The organism is Mesorhizobium sp. M7A.F.Ca.US.007.01.2.1 (genome assembly GCF_003998165.1).
Lineage (GTDB): Bacteria > Pseudomonadota > Alphaproteobacteria > Rhizobiales > Rhizobiaceae > Mesorhizobium > Mesorhizobium ciceri.
The window spans coordinates 18,842-43,510 of the sequence record NZ_RZQP01000017.1 but is presented as its reverse complement, the minus strand read 5'-3'; the positions used below and the strand labels follow the sequence as shown (position 1 = coordinate 43,510).

General features: G+C 63.8%; 24 protein-coding genes. 13 read left to right on the top strand and 11 right to left on the bottom strand.

Going from position 1 to position 24,669, the window contains the following annotated elements; genetic code table 11:
• Positions 1 to 17: 17 nt before the first annotated feature.
• The 5 genes from EN949_RS05555 to EN949_RS05535 all read left to right on the top strand — a co-directional run bounded on the left by EN949_RS05555 (position 18) and on the right by EN949_RS05535 (position 4,680).
• On the top strand, positions 18 to 1,205 hold the full coding sequence (locus EN949_RS05555) for an ABC transporter substrate-binding protein (RefSeq protein WP_024502499.1): 1,188 nt from the start codon (positions 18 to 20) through the stop codon (positions 1,203 to 1,205).
• Positions 1,206 to 1,271: 66 nt separating this feature from the next.
• On the top strand, positions 1,272 to 2,009 hold the full coding sequence (locus EN949_RS05550; protein WP_013533018.1) for an ATP-binding cassette domain-containing protein: 738 nt from the start codon (positions 1,272 to 1,274) through the stop codon (positions 2,007 to 2,009).
• Positions 2,002 to 2,760: an ATP-binding cassette domain-containing protein gene (locus EN949_RS05545; protein ID WP_063171555.1), complete on the top strand. Its 759-nt coding sequence runs from the start codon at positions 2,002 to 2,004 to the stop codon at positions 2,758 to 2,760. The genes EN949_RS05550 and EN949_RS05545 overlap by 8 nt, the downstream gene beginning before the upstream one ends.
• On the top strand, positions 2,757 to 3,707 hold the full coding sequence (locus EN949_RS05540) for an ABC transporter permease (protein ID WP_013533020.1): 951 nt from the start codon (positions 2,757 to 2,759) through the stop codon (positions 3,705 to 3,707). The genes EN949_RS05545 and EN949_RS05540 overlap by 4 nt, the downstream gene beginning before the upstream one ends.
• Position 3,708: 1 nt before the next feature.
• Entirely contained in the window at positions 3,709 to 4,680 is a 972-nt protein-coding gene (locus tag EN949_RS05535) for an ABC transporter permease (protein ID WP_127371081.1), read from the top strand.
• 9 nt (positions 4,681 to 4,689) lie between these two features.
• Here EN949_RS05535 and EN949_RS05530 read toward each other — a convergent pair whose 3' ends face one another.
• A complete protein-coding gene (locus tag EN949_RS05530; RefSeq protein WP_127366851.1) occupies positions 4,690 to 5,529 on the bottom strand; it encodes an amidohydrolase in 840 nt (279 codons plus the stop codon).
• Positions 5,530 to 5,594: 65 nt separating this feature from the next.
• On the bottom strand, positions 5,595 to 6,380 hold the full coding sequence (locus tag EN949_RS05525) for an IclR family transcriptional regulator (protein ID WP_013533023.1): 786 nt from the start codon (positions 6,378 to 6,380) through the stop codon (positions 5,595 to 5,597).
• Positions 6,381 to 6,549: 169 nt separating this feature from the next.
• Here EN949_RS05525 and EN949_RS05520 point away from each other — a divergent pair, with 169 nt between their 5' ends.
• From EN949_RS05520 to EN949_RS05485, 8 genes are all read left to right on the top strand, one after another.
• The gene (locus EN949_RS05520; RefSeq protein WP_127366852.1) at positions 6,550 to 7,869 is read left to right on the top strand and encodes a sugar ABC transporter substrate-binding protein; all 1,320 of its coding nucleotides are present in this window, start codon (positions 6,550 to 6,552) and stop codon (positions 7,867 to 7,869) included.
• Positions 7,870 to 8,004: 135 nt separating this feature from the next.
• Entirely contained in the window at positions 8,005 to 8,901 is an 897-nt protein-coding gene (locus EN949_RS05515; RefSeq protein ID WP_013533025.1) for a sugar ABC transporter permease, read from the top strand.
• A 2-nt stretch (positions 8,902 to 8,903) separates the two neighbouring features.
• Positions 8,904 to 9,770 (top strand): carbohydrate ABC transporter permease, encoded by an 867-nt coding sequence (locus tag EN949_RS05510; RefSeq protein ID WP_063171551.1) that lies wholly within the window; start codon positions 8,904 to 8,906, stop codon positions 9,768 to 9,770.
• A gap of 4 nt (positions 9,771 to 9,774) precedes the next feature.
• Positions 9,775 to 10,872 carry a sn-glycerol-3-phosphate ABC transporter ATP-binding protein UgpC gene (gene ugpC / locus EN949_RS05505; RefSeq protein WP_127371080.1) on the top strand — a complete coding sequence of 366 codons (1,098 nt, stop codon included), beginning with the start codon at positions 9,775 to 9,777 and terminating at the stop codon, positions 10,870 to 10,872.
• A 5-nt stretch (positions 10,873 to 10,877) separates the two neighbouring features.
• Complete coding sequence (locus EN949_RS05500; protein ID WP_127371079.1) at positions 10,878 to 11,990, top strand: mandelate racemase/muconate lactonizing enzyme family protein; 1,113 nt, start codon at positions 10,878 to 10,880, stop codon at positions 11,988 to 11,990.
• Between the two features lie 9 nt (positions 11,991 to 11,999).
• The gene (locus EN949_RS05495; protein WP_127365738.1) at positions 12,000 to 12,329 is read left to right on the top strand and encodes an L-rhamnose mutarotase; all 330 of its coding nucleotides are present in this window, start codon (positions 12,000 to 12,002) and stop codon (positions 12,327 to 12,329) included.
• Positions 12,322 to 13,398 carry a Gfo/Idh/MocA family oxidoreductase gene (locus EN949_RS05490; RefSeq protein ID WP_127365739.1) on the top strand — a complete coding sequence of 359 codons (1,077 nt, stop codon included), beginning with the start codon at positions 12,322 to 12,324 and terminating at the stop codon, positions 13,396 to 13,398. Before EN949_RS05495 ends, EN949_RS05490 begins: the two co-directional genes overlap by 8 nt.
• Positions 13,395 to 13,850, top strand: coding sequence for a MaoC/PaaZ C-terminal domain-containing protein (locus tag EN949_RS05485; RefSeq protein WP_027163926.1), 456 nt, complete (start codon positions 13,395 to 13,397; stop codon positions 13,848 to 13,850). The genes EN949_RS05490 and EN949_RS05485 overlap by 4 nt, the downstream gene beginning before the upstream one ends.
• Positions 13,851 to 13,864: 14 nt before the next feature.
• On the opposite strand, the gene EN949_RS05480 is transcribed toward EN949_RS05485, so the two are convergent.
• The 9 genes from EN949_RS05480 to EN949_RS05440 all read right to left on the bottom strand — a co-directional run bounded on the left by EN949_RS05480 (position 13,865) and on the right by EN949_RS05440 (position 24,587).
• Positions 13,865 to 14,662, bottom strand: a complete 798-nt coding sequence (locus tag EN949_RS05480) for an ABC transporter permease subunit (RefSeq protein WP_013533032.1) — start codon at positions 14,660 to 14,662, stop codon at positions 13,865 to 13,867.
• 3 nt (positions 14,663 to 14,665) lie between these two features.
• Positions 14,666 to 15,523, bottom strand: a complete 858-nt coding sequence (locus EN949_RS05475) for a 2-aminoethylphosphonate ABC transporter permease subunit (protein ID WP_063167537.1) — start codon at positions 15,521 to 15,523, stop codon at positions 14,666 to 14,668.
• Positions 15,516 to 16,661 carry an ATP-binding cassette domain-containing protein gene (locus EN949_RS05470; protein ID WP_127365740.1) on the bottom strand — a complete coding sequence of 382 codons (1,146 nt, stop codon included), beginning with the start codon at positions 16,659 to 16,661 and terminating at the stop codon, positions 15,516 to 15,518. Before EN949_RS05470 ends, EN949_RS05475 begins: the two co-directional genes overlap by 8 nt.
• A 29-nt stretch (positions 16,662 to 16,690) precedes the next feature.
• Positions 16,691 to 17,722 (bottom strand): 2-aminoethylphosphonate ABC transporter substrate-binding protein, encoded by a 1,032-nt coding sequence (locus EN949_RS05465; protein ID WP_127365741.1) that lies wholly within the window; start codon positions 17,720 to 17,722, stop codon positions 16,691 to 16,693.
• A gap of 255 nt (positions 17,723 to 17,977) precedes the next feature.
• Positions 17,978 to 18,988 (bottom strand): C-terminal binding protein, encoded by a 1,011-nt coding sequence (locus tag EN949_RS05460; RefSeq protein WP_013533036.1) that lies wholly within the window; start codon positions 18,986 to 18,988, stop codon positions 17,978 to 17,980.
• Between the two features lie 2 nt (positions 18,989 to 18,990).
• The gene (locus EN949_RS05455; protein WP_027163929.1) at positions 18,991 to 20,349 is read right to left on the bottom strand and encodes an aspartate aminotransferase family protein; all 1,359 of its coding nucleotides are present in this window, start codon (positions 20,347 to 20,349) and stop codon (positions 18,991 to 18,993) included.
• A 72-nt stretch (positions 20,350 to 20,421) separates the two neighbouring features.
• Positions 20,422 to 21,879, bottom strand: coding sequence for a phosphonoacetaldehyde dehydrogenase (gene phnY, locus EN949_RS05450; protein ID WP_127365742.1), 1,458 nt, complete (start codon positions 21,877 to 21,879; stop codon positions 20,422 to 20,424).
• 227 nt (positions 21,880 to 22,106) lie between these two features.
• Positions 22,107 to 23,363: a phosphonoacetate hydrolase gene (gene phnA, locus EN949_RS05445; protein WP_127370798.1), complete on the bottom strand. Its 1,257-nt coding sequence runs from the start codon at positions 23,361 to 23,363 to the stop codon at positions 22,107 to 22,109.
• A 24-nt stretch (positions 23,364 to 23,387) separates the two neighbouring features.
• The gene (locus tag EN949_RS05440; RefSeq protein ID WP_063167532.1) at positions 23,388 to 24,587 is read right to left on the bottom strand and encodes a 2-aminoethylphosphonate--pyruvate transaminase; all 1,200 of its coding nucleotides are present in this window, start codon (positions 24,585 to 24,587) and stop codon (positions 23,388 to 23,390) included.
• Between the last annotated feature and the right edge of the window lie 82 nt (positions 24,588 to 24,669).

Sequence of the window (24,669 nt, the reverse complement as noted above, 5' to 3'; positions counted from 1 at the left end):
GAACGGAGGAGAACGAGATGACAGGAATGATCCGCGGCCTGCTGGCCGCAACCGCGCTTGCCTCGCTTGCAACGACCGCCTTTGCGCAGGATGTGCAAGGCGTCATCGGCGGGCTGCCGACCGAACTCAAGGCGCAATATGACGGCGCGCCGCAGAAGGTGCTGCCTTCGGCCTGGGACAATTTCACAGCGCCGCCGAAACCGTGGAAATGGTGCCACTCGGAATCCTACCAGGGCAATCCGTGGCGGGTCACGGTGACCAAGGAATTGAAGCGTCTCGTCGACGGGCTGATCGCCGACGGAACGGTGTCCAGCTTCGAGGTGTCTGATTCCAACAACGACGCCAGCCAGCAGATCAACCAGATCCGCGCCTTCATCGACAAGAAGTGCTCGATCATCACCTCGATCCCGGGCTCGGCGACGGCACTCGATGATGCGATCGACGCTGCCGCCAAAGCCGGCATTCCGTTCATCACCGCTGCCGGTTCGGTGACCAGCCCGAACGCCATCAATGTCGATTCCAACTATGCGCGCTGGGGCTACGACATGATGGCGGCGATCGGCAAGGCGCAGCCGGACGGCGCCAGCATCCTTCTGGTCGAAGGCATCGCCGGACACCCGATCGTGGTGCAGGAGCGCCAGGGCGCGGACAAGGCGCTGACTGAAAATCCGAAGCTGAAGATCTCGCGCAATGTCAATGGCAACTGGACAGCCAACGTCACCAAGACCGTGGTGCTGCAGGCGATCGCCACCAACCCGGCGCCGATCGATGCAGTGTGGACGACAGGCAGCGAAAGCCGCGTCGTCGCCGAAGCCTTCGCAGAAGCCGGCCGGCCCGCACCATTGATCACCGGCTCGATCACCGGCGATGCGCTGGGCTACTGGAAGGCAAACCCCGACAAGTACCGCTTCGAAGGCCATGCGGTGCTGCCGCACTGGACCGCGCAGACGCTATTCCGCGTCGGCGAGCGCATGCTCGACGGGCAGAAGCCGAAGCTGAACACGCTGCTGATCCCGATCCCGCCTGTCCACACCGCCGATCTCGGTGCCTGGTACAAGGACTGCATGACGACGGACGCCGTGTCTATCTTCCCGATCCCGCCGAAAGATCCGATGCCGGAGGAATGGCTCGACGCCTATTTCTCGAACCCGGCGCCAACCAAGGGCTGGGACTATTCGAAGGTGCCCGATGCCTGTGCAAAGTGACGCCTGCTAATCTCTCAACAGGCCGGCTCCTTTCGGGGAGCCGGCCTGCCAGCATCGAAATGCGACATGCTTGAAGTCAAAACCATATCCAAACGCTATGGCGAGACGATCGCGCTCGCGGACGCATCGATCGCGTTTCGGGCGGGAACCATCCACACCATCCTGGGCGAGAACGGTTCGGGCAAGAGCACGATGGTCAAGCTGTTGTCCGGCATCGTCCAGCCGGACAGCGGCGCGATCCTCCTGCACGGCAAGCCGTTCTCGGGCGCCAACCCCTCGGCCTTCCAGGCGCAAGGCTTCGCCACGGTGTTCCAGGAGGTGCTGATCGCGCCGGATCGCAGCGTGACCGACAACATCCTGCTCGGCCTCGACGGGCTGGTCCGGCGCGCTGTGCCCCGCAACGAGCGCCGTGACCGGGCGAAAGCTGCGCTTAAGCGCTTCGCGGTCACCGACGTCCCTCTCGACATGCCAGCCGGCCTGCTGCCGCTCGCCGCGCAGCAATTGGTCGTCCTTGCTCGCGCGATCGTGCGCAACCCAAAGATCCTGATCCTCGACGAGGTCACCGCCGCGCTCGACTTCGCCGATCGCGAATCCGTTTTTTCGTTGATGCGTGCGCTTGCCGGCGAGGGCTGCCTGATCCTGTTCATCACCCACCGCATGGACGAGGTGATGTCGCTTTCGGATCGCATCTCGATCCTGCGGGGCGGCAGCGTGGTGCGCACCGAAGAGCGCGGCGCTTCGACGCCGGCTGAGCTTCTCAAGACAATGGCGCCACGTACCGCCGCGGAGCTTGCGCATGGCTGATCGCACCGCTCTCGATTTTGGTGGTCTTGCCGTTCGCGAACTCGTCATCGCGCCCGGCGCCAGCCCGATCACGCAGGCAATCGCTCCGGGTGAGATCGTCGGGCTTGCCGGCCTCGATGGTCATGGCCAGGAGCTGTTTCTCAAGATGCTTGCTGGCCTGGAACCGCCGCATGGCGGCTCGATCGAACTCGGTGCATCGGATGCGTCCCGTAAGATCACCGGGTTTCGCAAGGCTGTCGCCAGCGGCATCGCCTATTTGCCGCGCGACCGACGCGCCAACGGCATTTTCCCGACGCAGTCGGTGCTCGACAACTTCGCCGTTTCGACTCTGTCGCGCGACACACGGCTCGGCCTGATCAGCCCGGCGGCGCGCAAGGCGCGCTACGACATCTACCGCGAAAAACTGTCAATCGCCGCACCCCGGCCCGATGCGCCGATCACCACTTTGTCGGGCGGCAACCAGCAGAAGGTGCTGCTGGCGCGGGCCTTGGCGCTGGAGCCCGCGATCCTGCTCCTCAACGATCCGACGCGTGGCGTCGACGTGGCGACGCGGCATGTTCTCTACGACGTGTTTCGCGGGCTGGCGGCCGACGGCATGGGGCTCGTCATCCTGTCCAGCGAAATCGAGGAGATTCTTCTCCTGTGCCAGCGCGTGCTGGTGTTCCGTGAGAATGAAGTCGCGGCCGAGATCGCCGGCAACGCCCTCACCACCGACGGCGTGATATCAGCCATGTTCGGACGTGCGGCATGAGCCCTGTTGCGCGCCTCCTGTCCCTTGGGCGAAATTTCGGCTTCGCCGTCGTGCTGCTGGTCGTGCTGCTTGCGGTCAATCTCATCCTCAGCCCGGGACGGTTCCAGCCGGGTTCCTGGGGGGCGCTGGTCGGATTGGCGGCGCCCTTGATCGGTGCTGCCATCGCCTCAACGCCTGTCATCCTCGCCGGGCGTGGCGGAATCGACATCTCGGTCGGGCCATTGATGGGCTTTGTCAACGCTTTGACGATCCAGGTGCTGTTCCTCGGCACCGGCATCTCGTCGCCCTTGGTGCTCGTTCCGGCGGCGTTGCTCGTCGGCGCGCTGGTGGGCGCGGCGAACGGCTTCCTGGCGACAATCGTGCGCATTCAGCCGATCGTCGCCACGCTCGGCACCTATCTGATCCTGACCGGCGTGACGCTGACAATCCTGCCGGCGCCGATCGGCCCAGCGCCGGCCTGGCTCAAGGCGCTGTCCGGTTCGCTGTCGATGCTGCCGCTGGCGGCGATGCTCGTCGCCTGGTGGCTGGTGCGGCGCACACCATACTACGACCAGCTTATGGCGGTCGGCAGCGACGACCGCGCCGCCTACACCGCCGGTGTCGATGTCACGCGCGTGCGCTTCATCGCCTATGTCATGACCGGCATCCTCGGCGGATGCGCCGGGCTGATGCTGACCGCGCTGATCGGCTCGGCTGATCCCAATATCGGGCCGACCTACACACTGATCGCCATCGCCGCCGTAGCACTTGGCGGCGTCAGCCTGGCCGGCGGCCGTGGTGGCGTGGCGGGTGCCGCCATCGGCGCCATCGACATCTTCCTGCTGCAGAGCGTGCTGACGACGTTCAACGTCTCGACCTTCGTGCTGCAGATCGCCTACGGCGCGATCCTGGTGCTGGCGGTGATGCTGACAGCGCTGCAGGAACGTCTTGCCATGGGGAGACGCTGACATGGTTTTGCGCCAAAACCTCTTCGCGACAACCAACGCCCGCGTCGTCGGCGCCTTCTGCGTCGCCGCCCTTCTGCACCTTGCCGGCACAATTCTCATTCCCGGCTACTCGGCGCCGTTTGCGATACGCGCCATGCTGGTGCTCGCCTCGCTGCTCGCCGTGGCCTCGATCGGCCAGACGCTGGTCGTCATCATGGGCGGCATTGACCTTTCGATCCCCTTCGTCATCGGCTTTGCCAATGTCGTGGCGGCGCAGCTTTATGGCGATGGCTGGAACTTTTTTCTCGTCTGCGGCCTGGTCGGCGCGCTGGCGCTCGTCATCGGCGGGCTGAACGGGCTGATCTCGCGCAGCCTCGACATCCAGCCGCTCATCGTCACGCTCGGAATCGGCATGGTCGTGCAAGGGCTGGTGCTGCTGTGGACAGCCGGCTTCCCGTCAGGCTCCGCGCCACAAGCGGTTTCCAGCTTCGTCTCGATCGGCGGATCGGCCGGCCCGCTGCCGGTGCCGTGGCTGGTGCCGAGCCTGGTCGTGCTGGCGGCGCTGGTCGTGCTGGTGCTGGAGCGGACGCCCTATGGCCGCCGCCTCTATGCGTTGGGCAGCAATCCGGGAGCGGCGCCGCTGGCGCTGATCGACCCGGTTCGCATGTGGGTCATCACCTATGCAGCAAGCGCCTTCTTCGCCGCTGTCGCGGGCGTGCTGCTGCTCGGCTTCACCGGCTCGGCCTATGGCGATGTCGGCCAGCCCTATCTGTTCCAGACCATCGCAGCGGTCGTCGTCGGCGGCGCAGCACTGGTCGGCGGCCGGGGCAGCTATCTCGGCACGATCGCCGGCGTGCTGGTGCTGATCGAGATCAACACGCTGCTCATCGGCCTCGGCTTCCAGCCCGCGGCAGTGCAGGCCGCGCTCGGCTTCGTCATCGTGCTGCTGGTTTCGCTCTATGGCCGCGAACGGCACGTCTCGGCAACCATCTGAAAGGACCTGTCAGTCGAGCCGCCACAGCTTGCGGGCATTGCCGGACAACAGCCTGTCGCGCTCGGCAATGCTGCAGCCCGAGAGCAATGCATGGGTCGCCGCCACCCAGGTCGACAGGCCGCCGCCTAGCGTGCAGACCGGCCAGTCGCTGCCCCAGACGACGCGGTCCCAGCCGAATGAATTGATGGTGTGCTCGACGTACGGCCGCAACGTCTCGACCGTCCAGCTGCCGGCATCGGCATAGGCGACGACACCGGAAATCTTGGCCATGACATTCGGGCGCCAGGCGATCTCGCTCATATGCTCGCGCCACGGGTGCTCGGCTCCGCCCTTGATGTCGGGCACGCCGCAATGGTCGAGGACGAACGTCACATCGGGTGCCAGGTCGGCAAGCACGATAGCCTTGGGAATCTGGTGCGGCAGCACGACGAGATCGAAGGTCAGGCCGGTGCCGCCAAGCCGCTTGATGCTGTCGCGGAACACCGCACCTTCCGAGAGCTCGTCGGGCGCAACATGAAGGACGCGGCGAAAGCCCTTTACGAACGGGTTTGCCCGCTGCCGTTCGAGATAGGCCGCGAAGTCTCCTTCCTCAGGACGGCAGGACGCGATCACCCCGGCCAGCATGCTGCCGGGCTGCCGTGACAGCCCTTCCACACGAGCCGTCTCGGCTTCGATGTCGGCCGGATCGACATCGACCTCCATATGCAGCACGCGCTCGACGCCGACACGCTGCGCCTCCGTCGCGTAGTCTTCATAAGAGAAATCGCGGTTGAGCGCCGGCACGCCGGCGAGCCAGGGATAGCGCAGGGCCGAGCGATCGATGAGGTGAAGATGGGTGTCGATGATCATGGCGAGGCTCCTCCCTCTGGCTTTTCAAATCATCTCACGAGAGAATTCTTCATTCAAATAAGAATTCACACCGATGAGCCGACTGCTGATCCAGCAAGGTGCGACAGCTTTTCACACGTTGCCAGCAACAGTTCGATTGTCCTGGTGATATCGGGTGCGGAAGGCGCGTTGACCACCGTGATGTAGGGAATCGACAGCGCGGCGATCGCCTTGCCGTCGGAACTGCGCACCGGGGCCGACAGGTTGAAGACGCCGGCTGTCTGCATCGAAGCCATCATCTCGTAGCCACGGTCGCGGATCTGGTCGAGACGGGTGAAGAACTCGCTCGATTGCGCCGTCTTGTCGGTGCTGCGGACGTGTTCGGAAATCATCATCTGGCGCTCTTCCGGTGAGCGGAAGGCGAGCAGCACATGTCCCGAGCCGGTGTCAAACAGACTGATATGGGAGCCGACCCGGATCGATATGCCCCAGTAGTTCGGTGCTTCCTGCTGACCGATGACGACGGCAGAACCACGATCAAAAACAACGAGTTGGTTGGCCTGCTGCGATGTCTCGGCAAGCTCACGCATCAGCGGCGTCGCATAGGAGACCAGCCGCCGTACCGGCGCGTGCAGCTGTGCCAGGCCGAACAGCTTGAGCGTCAGCGAATAGCGGTCGCCGTCGAGGCGCGTGACGTAGCCACGCCGCACCAGCCGGTCCAGCATGCGATAGAATTCGTTGGGACTGCGGTCGAGTTTCTTGGCGATTTCGGCCTGGGTCAGGCCACCGTCGACGCCCGCCAGCAGTTCAAGGATATCGAGCCCCTTGTCGAGCGCCGGTGCGCGATAGCGCTCGTCTTCGCTGTCGTCCATGGGCTCATCCTCCAGTGAATTTCGCCCTTCATATACGCAGGAACGTGCGCGGCGGAAACAAATTTCGCCTTGACGTGTCTATGAATGTTTTGTTTGTATATGAATGTAGCACTTCTTGTCATCAGACGAGTTGCGGTCGCCGGCCAAGGCGCACCCAGGGAGGATACCAATGAACAGACTGCTTTCCGGCGTCTCCGCCGGTGCATTGTTGCTTGCATTTGGTGCAGGCGCAGCCCTTGCCGGCGACCTGCCCGGCAAGTTCGAAGGCGTGACCGTCGACGTGAAGCTGATCGGCGGCCAGCAATATGAAAAGCTCTACGAACGGATCCCGGAATGGGAGAAGGCGACCGGCGCCAAGGTCAACATCCTGACCAAGAAGAACGGCTTCGATATCGACAAGGAGCTCAAGTCCGACATCGCCTCGGGCAGCACCAACTGGTGCGTCGGCTGGAACCATTCCTCCTTCGCGCCGCAATATACCGGCCTCTACACCGACCTCAGCAAGTTGCTGCCGAAGGAAGAGATCGACGCCTTCGTGCCGTCGACGATCAAGGCGGCAACCATCGACGGCAAGCTGGAGATGCTGCCGCGTGCGCAGTTCGACGTTTCGGCGCTCTACTACCAGAAGCGCCTGTACGAGAACGCCGACAACAAGACCAAGTTCAAGGCGAAATACGGCTATGACCTGGTGCCGCCGGACACCTGGAAGGAAGTCACCGACCAGGCCGAGTTCTTCGCCAACCCGCCCAATTTCTACGGCACCCAGTTCGCCGGTAAGGAAGAGGCGATCAACGGCCGCTTCTACGAGATGGTCGTCGCCGAGGGCGGCGAATATCTCGATAAGAACGGCAAGCCGGTCTTCAACTCCGAGGCCGGCATCCGGGCGCTCGACTGGTTCGTCAACCTCTACAAGGCCAAGGCTGTGCCGGCCGGCACCACCAACTATCTCTGGGACGATCTCGGCCAGGGCTTTGCGTCCGGCACTGTCGCCATCAACCTGGATTGGCCGGGCTGGGCCGGCTTCTTCAACGATCCGAAGTCGTCGAAGGTCGCCGGCAATGTCGGCGTCAAAGTCGCGCCGAAGGGTTCGTCCGGCAAGCGCACCGGCTGGTCCGGCTTCCATGGCTTCTCGGTGACCGAGAACTGCCCGAACAAGGAGGCCGCGGCTTCCCTGGTTTGGTGGCTGACCAACGAGGACAGCCAGAAGCTCGAGGCCGCCGCCGGTCCGCTGCCGACCCGCACCGCGGTCTGGGACTGGGATTTGAAGCAGGCCGAAAACGATCCTTACAAGAAGGAGGTTCTTACCGCTTTCCAGGAAGAGGCCAAGCACGCCTTCGCCGTGCCGCAGACGCCTGAATGGATCGAAATCTCGAACGCCGTCTATCCCGAGCTGCAGGCGGCGATCCTTGGCGACAAGACCTCGAAGCAGGCACTGGATGAAGCCGCCGCCAAGGCGACACAAATCCTCCAGGACGCCGGCAAGCTCTAGCAACGGCTCCCAGGGCTGCCTCCCCCATCAGCAATGGGGGAGGCGATCGCGTTGCGCGGGATGCCAGCGGTTTACGCTAACCCTTCGCGCCCAGCCAACGCACCGCCGTCCAAATACAAACACTCAAGGATTCTGATGAAGGGCTTCAAGCCATCCGCGCCATTCCTGCTGCTGCTTCCGGCCATGATCGTGCTGGCGGCGGTGGTGGTGGTGCCGCTGCTTCTGTCGCTCTATTCGAGCTTCACCCCGTTCCGCCTGACGCGGCCCGAAACGTTCTACGTCTTCATCGGCATCCGGAACTATCTTTCGATCCTGTCCAACACCGACTTCTGGTGGGCCTTCGGTCGCACGGTTCTGCTGCTGACCATCGCGCTCAATCTCGAAATGCTGCTCGGGCTCGGCCTCGCCATGCTCGTCGAGAAGGCGACGCGCGGCCAGCGCATCCTGCGCACGCTGATGATGTTTCCGATGATGTTCTCGCCGATCCTGGTCGGCTTCCAATTCAAGTTCATGTTCAACGACAATATCGGCCTGGTGAACAATGCGCTGCAGTCGCTCGGCATCACGCGAGACGCCATACCGTGGCTGATCGAGGGCCATCTCGCCTTCATCGCCATCTCGATCGCCGAGATCTGGTCGTCGACGGCGATCTTCGCCATCCTGATCCTCGCCGGCCTGCTCGCCATGCCCAAGGAGCCGATCGAGGCGGCGCGGGTCGACGGCTGCACGCCGTGGCAGACATTCCGCTATGTGACGTGGCCATTCGTCATGCCCTTCGCCTACATCGCCATGACCATCCGTTCGCTCGACGTGGCGCGCGCCTATGACATCGTCAAGATCATGACCGATGGCGGACCGGCGGGCCGCACCGAACTGCTATGGACCTTGGTGGCCCGCACCGCCTACAGCGACGGGCGCATGGGCATGGCCAACGCCATGGCCTATTTTTCGATCCTGCTGTCGATCGCCTTCACCGTCTACTTCTTCAACAAGCTCGCCGCGGCGCGCACGCAGATCGGTGCGGAGTGGTGAAGATGGACGAGAATTCTTCCGCCCGCCTGAAGCGCCGGCTGCTCGGCATCGTCTATCGCATCGGCCTGTTCCTGGCGATGCTGACCATCTGCCTGCCGGGCCTGTGGATCGTGCTGTCGTCGCTGCGGCCGACGGTCGAGATCATGGCAAAGCCACCGGTGTGGATCCCACAGGAGATTTCGTTCGACGCCTATGTCGCGATGTTCTCAGGCATCGGCAAGGGCGGCATCCCGGTGATTGAATATTTCCGCAACTCGCTGATCATCTCGGTGACCTCGACGGTGATTGCGGTGGCCATCGGCATGGCAGGCGGCTATGCGTTCGCCCGCTATCGTTTTCGCGGTAAATCGAGCGTCTTCCTCGGCCTGATGCTGACGCGCACCGTGCCGGGCATCGCGCTCTCGCTGCCGCTGTTCTTCCTCTATGTGCGGCTCGGCATCATCGACACCCATTTCGGGCTGATCCTCGCCTATGTCGCGCTCAACGTGCCGTTCACCATCTGGCTGATCGACGGCTTCTTCCGCCAGGTGCCCAAGGACCTCGCGGAAGCAGCGCAGATCGATGGCTGCACCCGCTGGCAGGCGTTCTGGCAGGTCGAGTTTCCGCTCGCCGGACCGGGCATTGCGTCGGCCGCGATCTTCGCCTTCCTGACCTGCTGGAACGAGTTCGCGCTGGCCTCGCAGCTGACCCGCTCGGTGAGCGCCAAGACGCTGCCGGTCGGCCTGCTCGACTACACGGCCGAGTTCACCATCGATTGGCGCGGCATGTGCGCGCTGGCCGTGGTGATGATCATCCCGGCGCTCACCCTCACCTACATAGTCCAGAAACACCTTGTCGGCGGCCTGACCTCCGGCGCGGTGAAAGGCTGATCCCATGGCAACCGTTACCCTCACCAAGCTGACCAAGCGCTACGGCACTATTGGGATCGTGCACGGCATCGATCTCGACATTGCCGACCGCGAGTTCATTGCGCTGGTCGGCCCGTCCGGCTGCGGCAAGTCGACGACGCTGCGCATGATCGCCGGGCTGGAGGAAATCAGCGCCGGCTCGATCGAGATCGGCGGACGCATCGTCAACGATTTGCCGCCACGCTCGCGCAACATCTCGATGGTGTTCCAATCCTATGCGCTCTATCCGCACATGACGGTGCGCGAGAATCTCGGCTTCTCCCTGAAGATCGCCGGCGCCGCCAAAGAAGACATGGACCGCCGCGTCGCCGAGGCCTCGGCCATCCTCGGCCTCGACACGTTGCTCGACCGCCGCCCGTCGCAACTGTCCGGCGGTCAGCGCCAGCGCGTCGCGATGGGCCGCGCCATCGTGCGCGACCCCGATGTGTTTCTGTTCGACGAACCGCTTTCCAATCTCGACGCCAAACTGCGCACGCAGATGCGCACCGAGATCAAGAAACTGCATGCAAAGGTGCAGTCGACGGTGATCTACGTCACCCACGACCAGGTCGAGGCGATGACGCTTGCCGACCGCATCGTCATCATGCGCGACGGTCATATCGAACAGGTCGGCACGCCCGACGAGGTGTTCCGGCGGCCGGCGACGCGCTTCGTCGCCGGTTTCATCGGCTCACCGCCGATGAATCTGCACGAGGCGACGATCGATGACGGCCAGATGGTTTTCGCCAGCGGCGAGAAGCTGCCGCTGCCCGGCCAGTTCAAGGCCAATGTCGCGACCGGCGACAAGGTCGTGTTCGGGCTGCGGCCGGACGACATCTACCCAACCGGCCATGGCATCAGTTCCGGTGGCGCGGCAGACGTCCACCAGGTCGAGCTGCCGATCACGGTCACCGAACCGCTCGGCAACGAGACACTGGTGTTCGTTGAATTCAACGGCACGGACTGGGTGTCGCGCATGCTGAACCCGAGGCCACTCCGGCCGGGCGAGCGCGTCGCCATGAGCCTCGACATGTCGCAGGCGCATCTGTTTGCCACTGAGACCGGAAAGACATTGCGGAGCTGATCGGCATGGCCAGAATCGAGAAAGTCGACCTTCGGATGGTGGACCTTGTGCCCAAGGTCAAACGCACCGACGCGATCCAGAGCTTCGTCAGCCAGGAAACGCCGATCGTGACCATCACCGATTCCGACGGCGCGGTCGGCACCGGTTACAGCTACACGATCGGCACCGGCGGTTCGTCGGTGATGCGGCTGCTCTCGGACCATCTGGTGCCGCGCCTGATCGGCCGCGATCCCGACATGATCGAGGCGATCTGGCACGATCTCGAATTCGCCACCCATGCCACGACCATCGGTGCCATCACCGCCATCGCGATCGCCGCCATCGATACAGCACTCTGGGATCTGCGGGCCAAGAAGCAAAACCTGCCTTTGTGGAAACTGGCCGGCGGCGCCAAGGATCGTTGTCCGCTTTACACCACCGAAGGCGGTTGGCTGCACATCGAGACGCAGGCGCTGGTCGACGATGCGCTGGCCGCCAAGGCGAAGGGATTTCGCGGCTCGAAAGTCAAGATCGGCAGGCCGCACGGGTCGGAGGATCTTGCCCGCCTGTCGGCGGTGCGCAAGGCGGTCGGCGACAGCTACGAGATCATGACCGACGCCAATCAGGGGTTTTCGGTCGACGAAGCGATCCGGCGCGCTGCGAGGCTGCGTGAGCTCGACCTCGCCTGGATCGAGGAACCGCTGCCGGCAGACGACATTGACGGGCATGTGCGATTGTCGAACTCGACGCCGACGCCGATCGCCATCGGCGAGTCGCTCTACTCCCTCCGCCATTTTCGCGAGTACATGCAGAAAGGCGCCTGCTCGATCGTGCAGGTCGATGTCGGCCGCATCGGCGGCATCACGCCATGGCTCAAGATCGCGCACGCGGCAGAGGCCTTCGACATTCCGGTCTGCCCGCATTTCCTGATGGAACTGCATGTCAGCCTGACCTGCGCTGTTCAGAACGGTCGATATGTCGAGTACATTCCGCAGCTCGACCAGTTGACCGGCAAGCGCATGCGCATCGAAGATGGCCAGGCGCTGGCGCCCGACGAACCGGGCATCGGCATCGATTGGGACTGGGACGGGGTCAAGGCCATGAGCATCGCCGAATTCACCACGGCGATCACCAAATAGGAGACTGATATGCAGCGGATGGGGATGATTCTCGGACTGAAGCCGGAAAAGGTCGAGGAGTATGTCCGCCTCCATGCCGCCGTCTGGCCCGGCGTGCTGACCATGATCTCGGCCTGCAACATCAAGAATTATTCGATCTACCTGAAGCGGCCGGAGAACCTGCTGTTTTCCTATTTTGAATACCACGGCACCGACTATGCCGCCGACATGGCCAAGATGGCGGCCGACCCGAAGACGCAGGAATGGTGGGCCGTCTGCATGCCATGCCAGGAGCCGCTGGCGACCCGCAAGGAGGGCGAGTGGTGGGCCGAGATGGATGAGGTCTTCCATCATGACTGAAGGCGGCTTCGACCCTGCCTTGCTCGTTCAATCCTGGCCAAAACCCTCAAGACCCCGGCCGATCGTCACCTTCGGCGCGGGATCGATCGTCGGCGACGCGCATTTCCCAGCCTACCGGAAGGCCGGCTTTCCGGTTGCCGGGCTTTATGATCCTGATCATGTCAGGGCTGAAAAGCTGGCCAGCCAATGGGGCGTGACGGCCTTTGGCTCGGTCGAAGAAGCGACTGCTGTCGAGGGCGCGATCTTCGACCTTGCCACCCCGCCGTCGCATCATGCCGATGTGCTGAAGTCCTTGCCTGACGGCGCGGTGGCGCTGATCCAGAAGCCGATGGGCAGCAATCTTGCCGAGGCGACCGCGATCCTCGAAATCTGCCGCGCCAGGAGGCTGCACGCGGCGGTGAACTTCCAATTGCGCTTCGCGCCAATGATGCTGGCGCTGAAGGATGCCATCGGCAAGGGCTGGCTCGGCGAGATCGTCGACTTCGACGCCTGGCTGGCGCTGGCGACACCATGGGAGCTTTGGGAATTCCTGCTCAAGGCGCCGCGCGTCGAGATCGCCATGCATTCGATCCACTATCTCGACCTGATCCGGCAGTTGCTCGGCGACCCCAGAGGCGTGCACGCCAAGACGCTCGGCCATCCCAACCATAAGGTGGCGCAGACGCGCACCAGCGCCATTCTCGACTATGGCGACACCGTGCGTTGCGCGCTGTCGATCAACCACGACCACAAATTCGGTCGCCGGCATCAGGCCTGCGAGTTCCGCATCTGCGGCACAGAGGGTGCCGCCTATCTCAAGCTGGGTCTCAACCTCGATTATCCCCAGGGCGAACCGGATGTATTGGAGATCTATCCGAAGGGCGGAACGGGCTGGATCGCCGTGCCTTTGGCCGGCGAGTGGTTTCCCGATGCCTTCGTCGGCCGCATGGCCAATGTCCAGCGCTTTGCGACCGGAGAAGATGATACGCTGATAAGCCCCGTCGAAGATGCCTGGAGCACGATGGCGCTGGTCGAGGCGGCGTATCAGTCGAGCGCGGCACCGGCGACGCCGATTGCGGAAAGACCCTGATGGAACAGATCCAGTATTTCGAGGATTACGAGATTGGCGCGTCGCGCCTAACAAGCGGCCGCACCATCACCGAGACCGACTTCATCGTCCATGCCGGCCACACCGGCGATTTCTTTCCGCACCACATGGACGCCGAGTACATGAAGACGACGCCATTCGGCCAGCGCATCGCGCATGGCACGCTGGTGTTCTCGGTCGGCATCGGGCTGACCGCGAGCGTCGTTAACCCTGTCGCCTTTTCCTACGGCTACGACCGGCTGCGCTTCATCAAGCCGGTGTTCATCGGCGACACAATCCGCACGCGCACCACCATCGCGGTCAAGGAAGACGATCCCAAGCGGCCGGGTTCAGGACGGGTGATCGAGCGGTGCGAGGTGATCAACCAGCGCGGCGACGTGGTGCTGGCGGCAGACCACATCTACATCGTCGAACGCAGGCCGGCGCAGGGCTGAGACTCGGGAAAGTCCTACGAGCCGGTAGCGCGCTTGGTAATGCGCTCCAGCCCGAGCAAGAGAACCAGCGTCGCCACGACCAGGATCATTGTCAGTGCCGCGCCGGCAAAGATGTCGCCGCGATCGGTAAGGCTGAAGATCGAGACCGGCAGCGTCACCCAACCCGGCGGGTAGACCATGACGGTGGCGCCGAGTTCCCCCATCGACAGCGCGAAACTGAGACCGAAGGCGGCGACCAGATAGGGTGCGAGCAAGGGCAGTGTGACGTGCCAAAGCCGGTAGGCCGGGCGAGCGCCGAGGCTCGATGCCACCTGCTCGAAGTCGGGCGACAGCCGCGCCAGTCCAGCCGAGACATTGCCGAAGGTGAAAGCCGAGATCAGCACGAAATGCGCGATCATGACGATCGCGATCGTGCCGTTGAGCAGCAGCGGCGGATGGCTGAAGGCAACCAGCAGGCCAAGGCCGACAGACACCGAAGGGACCGCGCTTGGGATGAAGAACAAAAGGCCGAGCAGCCGCCGCAAGGCATGGCCCTGGAGGCGCAGCGACAGGGCCGCCCAGGTGCCGCTGACCAGCGCCAGCGCGCTGGCCAGGAAGCCGGTGACCAGGCTCGCCTTGACCGCTCTGCCGGCGGCACCGGAAATGACATCAGTGTAGTGCTCCGTCGTCAGGCCGTTGGGCAGCACGCCGTTCCACTGGTCGGCGAGGCTGGACAGGAGGATGACCGCGAGCGGCGCCAGGAACAGCACGCCGAAGATCAGTGCGAAGAGCACCCACAGGACAAGACGACCGGAGCGTGACCAGACCAGCATAGGCTAGGCTCCCAACCGGCCGGCGGCGAAACGGTAGAGGCCAAACAGGCCGAGTGACAGCGCGATGTTGACGACGGCGATGATACAGGCGACCTGATAGGCCGATTCCTGGATCGCCTTGCCGTAGATCAGCAGCGGCAGGGTGATGACGCCCTTGGCGCCGATGAACAGCACGATGCCGAATTCGTTGACGGTCAACAACAGGCAGAGGCTGCCGCCGGCGATGAGTGCCGGGATTGCCGCCGGCAGGATCACCTGGCGAACGATGCGAAACGGCCGCGCGCCGAGCACGCTCGCCGCTTCGATCTGGCCACGGTCGACCAGCGAAAAGGCGGCGAGCAGCGGCCGCAGGATGAAGGGTGTGTAGACAGTGACCTCGGCCAGGATCACACCCCACGCGGAATAGAGGAAATCGACGGGCGGCAGCGGCAGCGAAAAGGTCTCCATCAGCCCGGCATTGAGCATGCCGGCGGAGCCATAGAGGAAGGTGAAGGCAAGCGTCACCAGGAATGTCGGCAGCGCGATGAAGGTATCGATCAGCCGGGCGATGAAGCCGCTGCCGGGGAACGGCACGAAGGCCAGAATCAGCGCCAGCACGAGGCCGACGACCAGACATCCGGCCGTCGCCGCGACCGAGATCGACACCGTGTTGATCAGCGCGTTGAGGAAGAAGCGCGAATGCAGCACGCGGATGACTTCGGCGACATTGGCGACGCCACTGTCGTCGAGGAAGGCCTGGCGGGCAATCAGTGCCAACGGATAGAAGAACAGCAGCGCCAGCAGGGCCGCCGGTGGCACTATCCACAATTTACCCGACGAGAGCTTCATCGCCGGCGCAGGGATGGCGACCGCCTCAGACACCGGCGTCTTCCGGGAGAAGCGAGGTGTCGGCGGGCGCGAAGAACAGCGGCACCTTGGCGCCGGGTTCGGGCAAGGCGATCGGCAGCCTGGTCGCCGAGACACGCACCGGCGTGCCGTCGACGTCGAGCACGAGATGGGTCAGTTCGCCCTGCCAGTGCACTTCCTGGAGCGTGCCCACGATGCGGTTGGTATGGTCGCTGTCGGCGGTCAGGCTGAGATGCTGCGGCCTGATACAGAGCAGGCTCTTGTCACCGGCCTTCTCGTTGCGGCCGGCGCCGGTCAGCAGCGCGTCACCATGCCTTGCCGTGGCAAATCCCTTCGGCCCGACGGCCTCGGCAACCGTTACCGGAAGAAGATTGGCGCGGCCGAGGAACTCGGCCGTAAAACGGTTTGGCGGGCGGCGGTAGAGTTCGGTCGTCGGTCCATGCGAACAGACCCTGCCGTCGCGCATGATGGCGATCTTGTCGGCAAGCGTCAGTGCCTCGGTCTGGTCGTGGGTGACATAGAGGATCGTGAGGCCGGGCAGGCTGCGGTGCAGCCGCGCAATCTCCTCGACCATGTTGCGGCGGATCTGGGCGTCGAGCGCCGAGAGCGGCTCGTCGAGCAGGAGCACGCGCGGCCGCACGGCCAAGGCACGCGCAATCGCCACGCGCTGCTGCTGGCCGCCCGAAAGCTCGCGCGGATAGCGCCGGGCATAGGCCGACATGCCGACAGTGCCCAGCGCATCCTTGATCCGCTCACCGATCAGCGCCTTGTCGGCGCGCTGTGCTCTGAGGCCGAAGGCAACGTTGTCCTCGACCCGCATATGCGGAAACAGCGCGTAGTTCTGCACCACCATGCCAAGGCCGCGCTCGTAGGGCGGCAGATCGGTCACATCGGTGGCGCCGATGCGGATCCGCCCGCTGGCGGGTCGCACGAAGCCCGCCACGGCGCGCAAGGCCGTCGTCTTGCCAGATCCGGATGGGCCGATCATCGCCAGGATCTCGCCAGGTGCGATATCCAGGGTCAGCGGATGCAGGACGACATGCGCGCCATAGGCAACGCTGACCTTGTCGAAATGGACATTGGAGCCGGCGCCGCGAACCTTCGCGGCGTCGATGTCCATGACACTGGTACCAGTAAAGGCTGCGGCCGACATGGCGTGGTCCTCCGGGTTTCCCTTGCGGATCAACTTCCGGTCGCTTCGTTCCAGCGCTTGACATAATCGGGCAGCTTGCTCAGCGCGTCGTCCCAGTTCGGCGACCAGATGGTCACGCCTTTCATCGCCTCCTGCGCCTTGGCGAAGTTGGCGTCATCCGGCTTGACGTCCTTGCGAGCCGGCATGCCGAGCGCAACGGAACTGATGCTCGACTGGGCTTCCTTGGAGAGCAGGAAGTCGATCAGTTTCTTGCCGTTGTCTGCGTTGGGTGCGCCGGTGACCAGGCCGATTTCATAGGGCAGCGCGAAGGTGGAGCGCACACCGTCAGGTCCAGCCGGCCAGAACACCTTGATATTGGGATTGTCGGCCATCTGCGACATGTTCATCTGCAGATCGCCATTGGCGACATGCAGCTCACCCTTGTTGACCAGCGCGGTCAGCTTGCCGGTCGAAGCGGAGGGGCCGACATTGTTGTCCTGCAGCTTCTTCATGAACTCGAAGCCGGCATCCTCGCTGCCGAAGGCGTGGATGATCTGCAGCATGACGGCGGTGCCGTCACCGGCCTGGCCGGGGGTAGAATACTGGATCTTGCCCTTGAACTTCGAGTCGAGCAGGTCGTTGTAGGCCTTTGGCGCTTCAGGCAGGACGGCACTGTTGTAGATGAAGTTCATATAGTTGTTGACCAGCGGCCGGTACTTGTCTGTGCCGCCATCGATCTGGTCGGCGGCTTCCGGCTTGTAGTCCTGCAGCAGGCCGTCAGCCGCGGCCCGCTGCACGAAGGGCGGCAAGGTCACCAGCACGTCGGCCTGCGGATTCGACTTTTCCTTGGCGACACGCTCGACGACGCCGCCGGAACCTGCCTCGATATACTGCACGGTGATGCCGGTGGCCTTGGTGAAGGCGGCGAATTCGGTCTCGAACCAGCTGCCATTGCCGTCATGCAGGCCGTCGGCGGAATAGATGGTGACGACGCCGTCGGCGAGTGCCGGTCCGACAAGAGCCGACGACGCCAACAGCGACGCGGCGAAGGCCATAGCTATGGTTGCCTTTTGCGATTTCATGCTCAGTTCCCCTGTGATTGATGGCACATTCTGCGATGCACTGTGACGATCTCGCCTGTAGGCCGGAGCCTTATGCGGCACCGTTCGATCTCGTCGTTGTGCCGACTTTGGGGACTGACGATCGATAAGTAAAATCTATTTATTTTATGAGAGGCAAATTTTACCTGATAGTTGTCATGGAACTGTCGCAACGCTGGCCTGGCTTCGATTCCGGCCTCGCGGAAGGCCCGCGATTGGCGGCAGAGATGGTGATGGTCAGCCGAATGAAACCCCAGATGTCTGCGCCCGCAGCCGCGGGTCGAACGAACGAACGGTAACCGGCCGGCCTTCGAGAATTTCGAAGCAGCGCGCGAGCGTGTCGTCTTCGAGCCGGCGCATGGCCCCCTGCGTGAAGAAGGTGAGATGCGGAAACAGGATGACGTTGTCGCGGCCGAACAGCGCGCTCATCGGATGGCCCGATTTGGCCAGCGGCTCGACCGAATAGACGTCGAGCCCGGCGCCGCCGATGCGCCCCGAGATGATCGCCTCGACAAGGGCGGCCTCGTCGATCAGCGCGCCGCGCGAGACGTTGACGATGATAGCTGAAGGCTTCAGGCAAGCGAGCTCGGCTTCACCAATCAAGCCGCGCGTCCTGTCGTTCAGCACGCAGTGGAGGGAAACGAAATCGCAGGCGCGCAGCATGACGTGGAGGTCTTCTACCTTCTCGATGCCGGCGGTGCGCATGGTTGCGACATCGACACCGGGATCGAAGCCGAGAACGCGCGCGTGAAATCCTTGGCCTGCCATGCGCGCCATGCTGCGGCCGATCTTGCCGCAGCCGACGAGCCCAAGCGTGGCGCCGGACATGTCGCGCCCCAGCCAGCGTTGCTCGGGCCAGATCCAACCATCACGTGACACCGCCGCGGTGATGGAGGGCAGCCGCTTGGCCAGCGCGATCATCAGCGCGAAGGCGCCTTCGGCGACGGTTTCCTCAGCATAATCCGGCACGTTGACAACGGGAATGCCACGCCGCATCGCGGCGGGGATGTCGATGGCATCGACGCCGACGCCATATTTGACAATGCCGTTCAATCTGGGAGCCGCCTCGATCACCCGTGCGGTGATCGGCGTGTAGCACATCAGCAAAAGATCGGCGTCCGCAACGGCCTGCATGAGATCAGCTTCGGGGATGCCGTCCGGCAGCGTCACCAGTTCGACCCCCCTCGCCCGCAAGCCGGCGTCGATGCCGGGACATTCGAGTTCGCGGTCGGTGCGCACGGCCTTCACGGTCAGGCCGCCAGCACCGTGCGCTCGACGATGTCGAGCGCGCCGTCGAGGTCGGTTTTCGAAATGACCAGCGGCGGCGACAGCGTCAACACGTTGCCTTGGCTGATCTTGAAGCTCAGCCCCTGTTCAAGGCAAGCATAGAAGACGCGCTCGGCGAGATCGCGTGCCGGCTGGCGCGTATCGCGATCCTCGACGAGCTCGACGCCGACCATCAGTCCCCTGCCCCTGACGTCGCCGACATGGGGCGAGCGCGCCATCAGGTGCTGCATGCGCCCTAGCATGTGCCGACCGAGTTCGGCCGCGCGCTCGACCAGCCCTTCCTCCAGGATGATGTCGATCGTCGTCAATGCGGCGCGGGTCGTCACCGGGTTCTTCTCGTGGGTGTAGTGGCCGATCGCGAAGCCACCGGTGACGTCGAGATCGCGGCGCGCGATGATGGCGGCGATCGGCAGGACGCCGCCGCCGAGCGACTTGCCGAGGACGACGATGTCAGGCGTCACATCATCATGCTCGTGCGCGAAGAATTTGCCGGTCTTGCCAAGGCCGGTCGGGATCTCGTCGAAGATCAAGAGCGTGCCGTGCCGGTCGCAGGCCTCGCGCACCCGCTTCCAGAAGCCCGGCGGCGGCGGGTTTGGCGTCGCCCGCATCGGTTCGGCGACGACCGCCGCCACGTCCTGCTCGCGGCCAAGGACGTAGGCAATCATGTTGGCGCAGGCGAGGCCCGATGCTTCCAGGGAATCGTGGCCATAGGGGCAGCGATAGCCGTCCCAAGGCGCGACGTGCTCGGTGCCGGTCATCATCGGGCCTGATATGTGCGAGCGGAAGGTCGCCTCGCCACCAACGCTTGCTGCGCCGAAGCCGGCGCCATGGAACGCATCCCAGAACGACACCGTCTTGAAGCGGCCGGTCGCGGCGCGGGCGATCTTCAGCGCGACCTCGATGGCGTCCGAGCCGCCGGTGGTGAACAGCACTTTGCCGAGATTGCCGGGCGCCAATGCCGCCAGCTTCTCGGCCAGTTCGACGGCGGGCTCACAGGTGAAGCGGCGCGGCGCAAAGCAGAGCTCATCGAGCTGCTTCTTGATGGCGGCCACAAGCCTCGGGTGACCATAGCCGAGGTGATGGACGCTGTTGCCGTGGAAATCCATGAAGCGGCGACCGGCGGTATCCTCGATCCAGATGCCTTGCGCCTTGGCGATCGTCGACAAACAGGGGCTGGACAGGCTCTGGTGCATGAAGGCGGCCGCGTCGCGATCGAGCAGGCCGCGGATCCGCGGATCGCCCTGCCCGGCATCCCAGCGACCGCGAGCCGCTGTGGTGTTGGAATCGCCTTCGGTGTGCACAAGTTCAGATATCGCGGCCATCATGGTCTCCGAAATGCGAATGAGGGAGCGGCGAACGCTCCCTCGATTGTTCTATCCGTCAATGCCGTCCGGTCAGGACCAGGGCAGCGAAAATGTCTTCACATTGGTGTAGCTCTTCATCGCTTCGATGACGCCTTCCTTGTAGCCGTTGCCCGAATCCTTGATGCCGCCGAAGGGCGACATCTCGATGCGATAGCCCGGCACTTCCCAGATGTTGACGGTGCCGACCTGCAGCCCGGCGATGTATTTCTGCATGCGGGGAAACGAGTTGGTGCAGACGCCCGACGACAGCCCGAAGGCGGTCGAGTTGGACAATGCGATCAGCGCCTCGTCGTCATCGGGCGCGCGCACGATCGGGATGATGGGCCCAAACGTCTCTTCCATCACCAATTCGGATGTGTGCGGCACGCGATCGACGACGATTGGCGGCAGCAACGCGCCCTGGCGGCCCGGATTGTAGAGGATTTCGGCGCCTTGCTCGGCAGCCATGTGGACGCGGGCTTCGAACAGCGCCGCCGCCTTCTCGTGCACGACGGTGCCAAGGTCGGTCGCGCGGTCCATCGGATCGCCGAAGCGGATCTTCTTCGCCCGCTCCAGCACCAGCGGCACGAAGCGGTCGGCGACACTTTCCTGGACGAGGATGCGCTTGACCGCCGTGCAGCGCTGGCCGGAGTTTTTCGTCGCTCCGGCCACTGCAAGATCCGCCGCCTTTGCCAGATCCTCGTCCGACAAATCGTTGAGGATGATCAGCGGGTCGTTGCCGCCGAGCTCCAGCACCTGGCGCTTGTAGCCGGCGGTGCGGGCGATCATCTTGCCGACCGGCACGCCGCCGGTGAAGGTGATCAGGTCGATGTTTTCATTGGCGATCATCTCGTTGCCGATATCGGCCGGCCAGCCGGTCACCACCGACAGCATTTCAGGCGGCAAACCGGCTTCATAGAGAATGTCGGCCAGGAGAAGTGCGGTCATCGGCGTCAGTTCGGTCGGCTTGACAACCACGCAATTGTTGGTGGCGATCGCCGGCGCCACCTTGTGCGAGACCATGTTGAGCGGATGATTGAACGGCGTGATCGCCGAGATCGCCTTCAACGGCTCGCGAGTGGTGAAGATCTTGCGCGCCTTCCCGTGCGGGGTGAGGTCGCAGGAGAAGATCTGGCCGTCATCCTGGATGCACATCTGCGCCGACAGCGTGAACACGTCATAGGCACGGCCGACCTCATAGAGCGAGTCCGTCTTGGAGATGCCGAGCTCGAGCGTGATGAGATCGGAGATTTCTTCACGGCGCGAGGCCAATGCCTCGGCGGTGCGGAACAGGATCTGCTGACGCTCGTAGCGGGTCAGCTTCGATTTGTAGCCGGCGGCGATCTCGAACGCCTGGCGGGCGTGATCGGCGCGGCCGGCCGGAACGGTGCCGATGACGGTGTCGTTCCAGGGGTAGCGCACCTCGACGACGCCGTCGGCATCGACTCGTCTGCCGGCGATGCGCATCGGCTCGTGGCGAACTTTGATGGCGGGGTCGAGCTTGGTCATGGGTTCTGCTCCAGCAGATTCCTGTTGCGCGGAGGATCGACCCCCACTCCGGCCCTTCGGGCCACCTCTCCCCCGATCGACGGGGGAGAGGAAATCAGGCGAGGTCAGTGCCTCAACGTTTCCAGGCTAAGCCGCGGCTAACCCTGGCGCCTTTCCTCTCCCCCGTCGATCGGTGGAGAGGTGCCGAGCGAAGCTCGGCGGAGTGGGGGTCGACAATCACGCTCGACTCAAGCCAGCGCCGCCGCCATGGTGGCGTAGTAGAAGGCGTCGAAGTTTCTCAACACAGGTTCGTTCGGCAATTCCGGCAGCACACGATTGACGATGAACGGCACCTCCTGCTCCGTCAGCCCGCCATGCGACCGTAGCGGCTCGTTCAGAGCCGCCAGGTCATGGCGATGTTCCGAGGTGCCGATCGTCTTGTTCTCGGTCGAGATCAGCACGATGTCGCCGATGCGGTCGGCCGGAAGCTCGAAGCGCTCGCAGGCCGTCGGGCTGTCGACGACCAGCATGATGCCGTCGATCCTGGCCAACCGCGCCATGATGCCGGCCTGGTCGGCGCCGTCAGGCAGATAGGCGGTGGCGAACGAGCCGAGCGCGCCGTGGTGCACGACATAGGGGTCGGTGATCGGCAGGATGACGCGGGCGGCGTCCTTGCCCAGCCACTCGTCGAGAATATCCTGGACGTAGACGACGTCGGGCGAGCCGTCGGCCTTGTGCTTGGGCTTCATACCATGGTCGGCGGTGACGACGATGGCAGCACCCAGCGCATCGAGCTCGGTCAGGTACTTGTCGAACATCTCGTAGAAGGCGTTGGCCTGCGGCACGCCCGGCGCATATTTGTGCTGCACATAGTCGGTGGTCGTCAGGTACATGATATCGGGGCGGAATTCCTTCAGCAGCTGAACACCGGCGGCAAAGACGAATTCCGACAGCTCGGCCGAATAAACCTCCGGCACCGGCAGCCCAAAGTGCTTCGAGGCATTGTCGATGCCGTGCTCGGCCTTGCTGGTGGTGTCGGATTTTTCCGCAGAGAAGCACAGCGCGCGGCCTTCGTCGAAGGCGAGGCCCTTGCCGAGCAGCGCACGCAGCTTGTCCTTGGCGGTGACCACGGCGACCTTGGCGCCGGCATCGTAGAAGGCCTGGAAGATGGTCGGCGCGCGCAGGAAGCGCGGGTCGTTCATCATCACTTCCTTGCCGGTCTCGCGCTCATAGAGATAGTTGCCGCAAATGCCATGCACCGACGGCGGCCGGCCGGTGGCGATCGACAGATTGTTGGGATTGGTGAAGCTCGGAATGACCGAGTGCGCAAAACGCACCGTGCCCTTCTCTTTGATCCTGGCCAGAGCCGGCATCAGCCCGGCACGAATGGCTTCGTCGAGATAGGCCGGCTCGCAGCCGTCAAGGCAGATGGCGATGGCCGGCACGCGAGGCCAGGCGTAGGTGCGGCCGTTGACGGCGACATTGATGGGAGACATCTGGTTCATCTGATATCCTCGAAATCGGCCGCTTCAGGCGGCGAGTTTGGCGCGTTCGGCAAGTGCCGCGGCGGGTGGGGCGGCGGTGTCGACGCCCATTTCATGAAGCGAGAACGCTGCCGCCTCGACGACGCGGCGCATGACATGTTCGTCCATCTGGCCGATGCAGCCGACGCGGAACGAATCCACGGCGGTCAGCTTGCCCGGATAGATGATGAAGCCCTTGTCCTTCATCAGGTCGTAGAAACGGTCGAACGCGAAACTGGCATGAGCCGGGTTGAAGAAGGTGACGATGATCGGCGACAGCCAGCGATCCCGGAGCAGTGTCTCGAAACCGAGGTCGCGCATGCCGGCCACCATAACGTCGCGGTTCCTCGTATAGCGGGCGCCACGGCCGGCGACGCCGCCTTCGGCCTCATGCTGGCGCAGTGCTTCGAGGAAGGCGGCCACGACATGCGTCGGCGGCGTGTAGCGCCACTGGCCGGTCTTGTTCAGGTGCGCCCACTGGGCGTGGACATCGAGCGACAGCGAATGGCTCCTGCCTTTGGCGGCCTCCAGTTCGCTCTTGCGCGCGATGATGAAGCCAAAACCCGGAACGCCTTCGATGCACTTGTTGGCGGACGAGACCATCGCCTCATAGCGGATTTCGTTGACGTCGAGCGCCACGGCGCCGAACGCACTCATGGAATCGACAAGCAGCTTGCGACCCTTGGCATGGACGGCTTCGGCAATTTCAGCGACCGGGTTGAGGATGCCGGAACTGGTCTCGCAATGGATGGCGATGACATGGGTGATATCAGGGTCGGCCGCGAGGGCCGCTGCCACCTCGTCGCCGCGCGGGGGCAGATAGTCGCCCTTGTCGATCAGCGTATAGGCGCGGCCGAGATACTGCATGGTCTGCGCGGCGCGCAGGCCGTAGGCGCCGTTGGCCAGCACAAGAACCTTGCCGTCCCTGGGCACGAACGACCCCAGCATCGCTTCGACGCAGAAAGAACCGCTGCCTTGCATCGGCACGCAGTCGAACTCATCGTTCCTGTCCCCGGTCAGCGCCAGCAGCCGGCGACGCATATCCGATGTCATGGCGCGGAAGTCGCCGTCCCACGATCCCCAGTCGCGCAACATCGCCTGCTTGACCGAATAGGCCGTGGTGAGCGGCCCCGGGGTCAGAAGATACGGCTCGCCCAGCGCCGGGCTGGCCAGCGGCTCCGCGGCAAATTTCGTCTCGGCGAGCATGTTGTCCTCCGCTCGATCTGCGTTCGATGTGGCCTTATTCTCGGCCTGAATGATCTATTTGTAAAATCGTTATTTTGTATCG

What these genes read in the sequence shown, in the direction of transcription:
- EN949_RS05555 (WP_024502499.1), top strand. Translation starts at nt 18, where the DNA reads ATGACAGGAATGATCCGCGGCCTGCTGGCCGCAACCGCGCTTGCCTCG.
- EN949_RS05550 (WP_013533018.1), top strand. Translation starts at nt 1,272, where the DNA reads ATGCTTGAAGTCAAAACCATATCCAAACGCTATGGCGAGACGATCGCG.
- EN949_RS05545 (WP_063171555.1), top strand. Translation starts at nt 2,002, where the DNA reads ATGGCTGATCGCACCGCTCTCGATTTTGGTGGTCTTGCCGTTCGCGAA.
- EN949_RS05540 (WP_013533020.1), top strand. Translation starts at nt 2,757, where the DNA reads ATGAGCCCTGTTGCGCGCCTCCTGTCCCTTGGGCGAAATTTCGGCTTC.
- EN949_RS05535 (WP_127371081.1), top strand. Translation starts at nt 3,709, where the DNA reads ATGGTTTTGCGCCAAAACCTCTTCGCGACAACCAACGCCCGCGTCGTC.
- EN949_RS05530 (WP_127366851.1), bottom strand. Translation starts at nt 5,529, where the DNA reads ATGATCATCGACACCCATCTTCACCTCATCGATCGCTCGGCCCTGCGC.
- EN949_RS05525 (WP_013533023.1), bottom strand. Translation starts at nt 6,380, where the DNA reads ATGGACGACAGCGAAGACGAGCGCTATCGCGCACCGGCGCTCGACAAG.
- EN949_RS05520 (WP_127366852.1), top strand. Translation starts at nt 6,550, where the DNA reads ATGAACAGACTGCTTTCCGGCGTCTCCGCCGGTGCATTGTTGCTTGCA.
- EN949_RS05515 (WP_013533025.1), top strand. Translation starts at nt 8,005, where the DNA reads ATGAAGGGCTTCAAGCCATCCGCGCCATTCCTGCTGCTGCTTCCGGCC.
- EN949_RS05510 (WP_063171551.1), top strand. Translation starts at nt 8,904, where the DNA reads ATGGACGAGAATTCTTCCGCCCGCCTGAAGCGCCGGCTGCTCGGCATC.
- ugpC (WP_127371080.1), top strand. Translation starts at nt 9,775, where the DNA reads ATGGCAACCGTTACCCTCACCAAGCTGACCAAGCGCTACGGCACTATT.
- EN949_RS05500 (WP_127371079.1), top strand. Translation starts at nt 10,878, where the DNA reads ATGGCCAGAATCGAGAAAGTCGACCTTCGGATGGTGGACCTTGTGCCC.
- EN949_RS05495 (WP_127365738.1), top strand. Translation starts at nt 12,000, where the DNA reads ATGCAGCGGATGGGGATGATTCTCGGACTGAAGCCGGAAAAGGTCGAG.
- EN949_RS05490 (WP_127365739.1), top strand. Translation starts at nt 12,322, where the DNA reads ATGACTGAAGGCGGCTTCGACCCTGCCTTGCTCGTTCAATCCTGGCCA.
- EN949_RS05480 (WP_013533032.1), bottom strand. Translation starts at nt 14,662, where the DNA reads ATGCTGGTCTGGTCACGCTCCGGTCGTCTTGTCCTGTGGGTGCTCTTC.
- EN949_RS05470 (WP_127365740.1), bottom strand. Translation starts at nt 16,661, where the DNA reads ATGTCGGCCGCAGCCTTTACTGGTACCAGTGTCATGGACATCGACGCC.
- EN949_RS05465 (WP_127365741.1), bottom strand. Translation starts at nt 17,722, where the DNA reads ATGAAATCGCAAAAGGCAACCATAGCTATGGCCTTCGCCGCGTCGCTG.
- EN949_RS05455 (WP_027163929.1), bottom strand. Translation starts at nt 20,349, where the DNA reads ATGGCCGCGATATCTGAACTTGTGCACACCGAAGGCGATTCCAACACC.
- phnY (WP_127365742.1), bottom strand. Translation starts at nt 21,879, where the DNA reads ATGACCAAGCTCGACCCCGCCATCAAAGTTCGCCACGAGCCGATGCGC.
- phnA (WP_127370798.1), bottom strand. Translation starts at nt 23,363, where the DNA reads ATGAACCAGATGTCTCCCATCAATGTCGCCGTCAACGGCCGCACCTAC.
- EN949_RS05440 (WP_063167532.1), bottom strand. Translation starts at nt 24,587, where the DNA reads ATGCTCGCCGAGACGAAATTTGCCGCGGAGCCGCTGGCCAGCCCGGCG.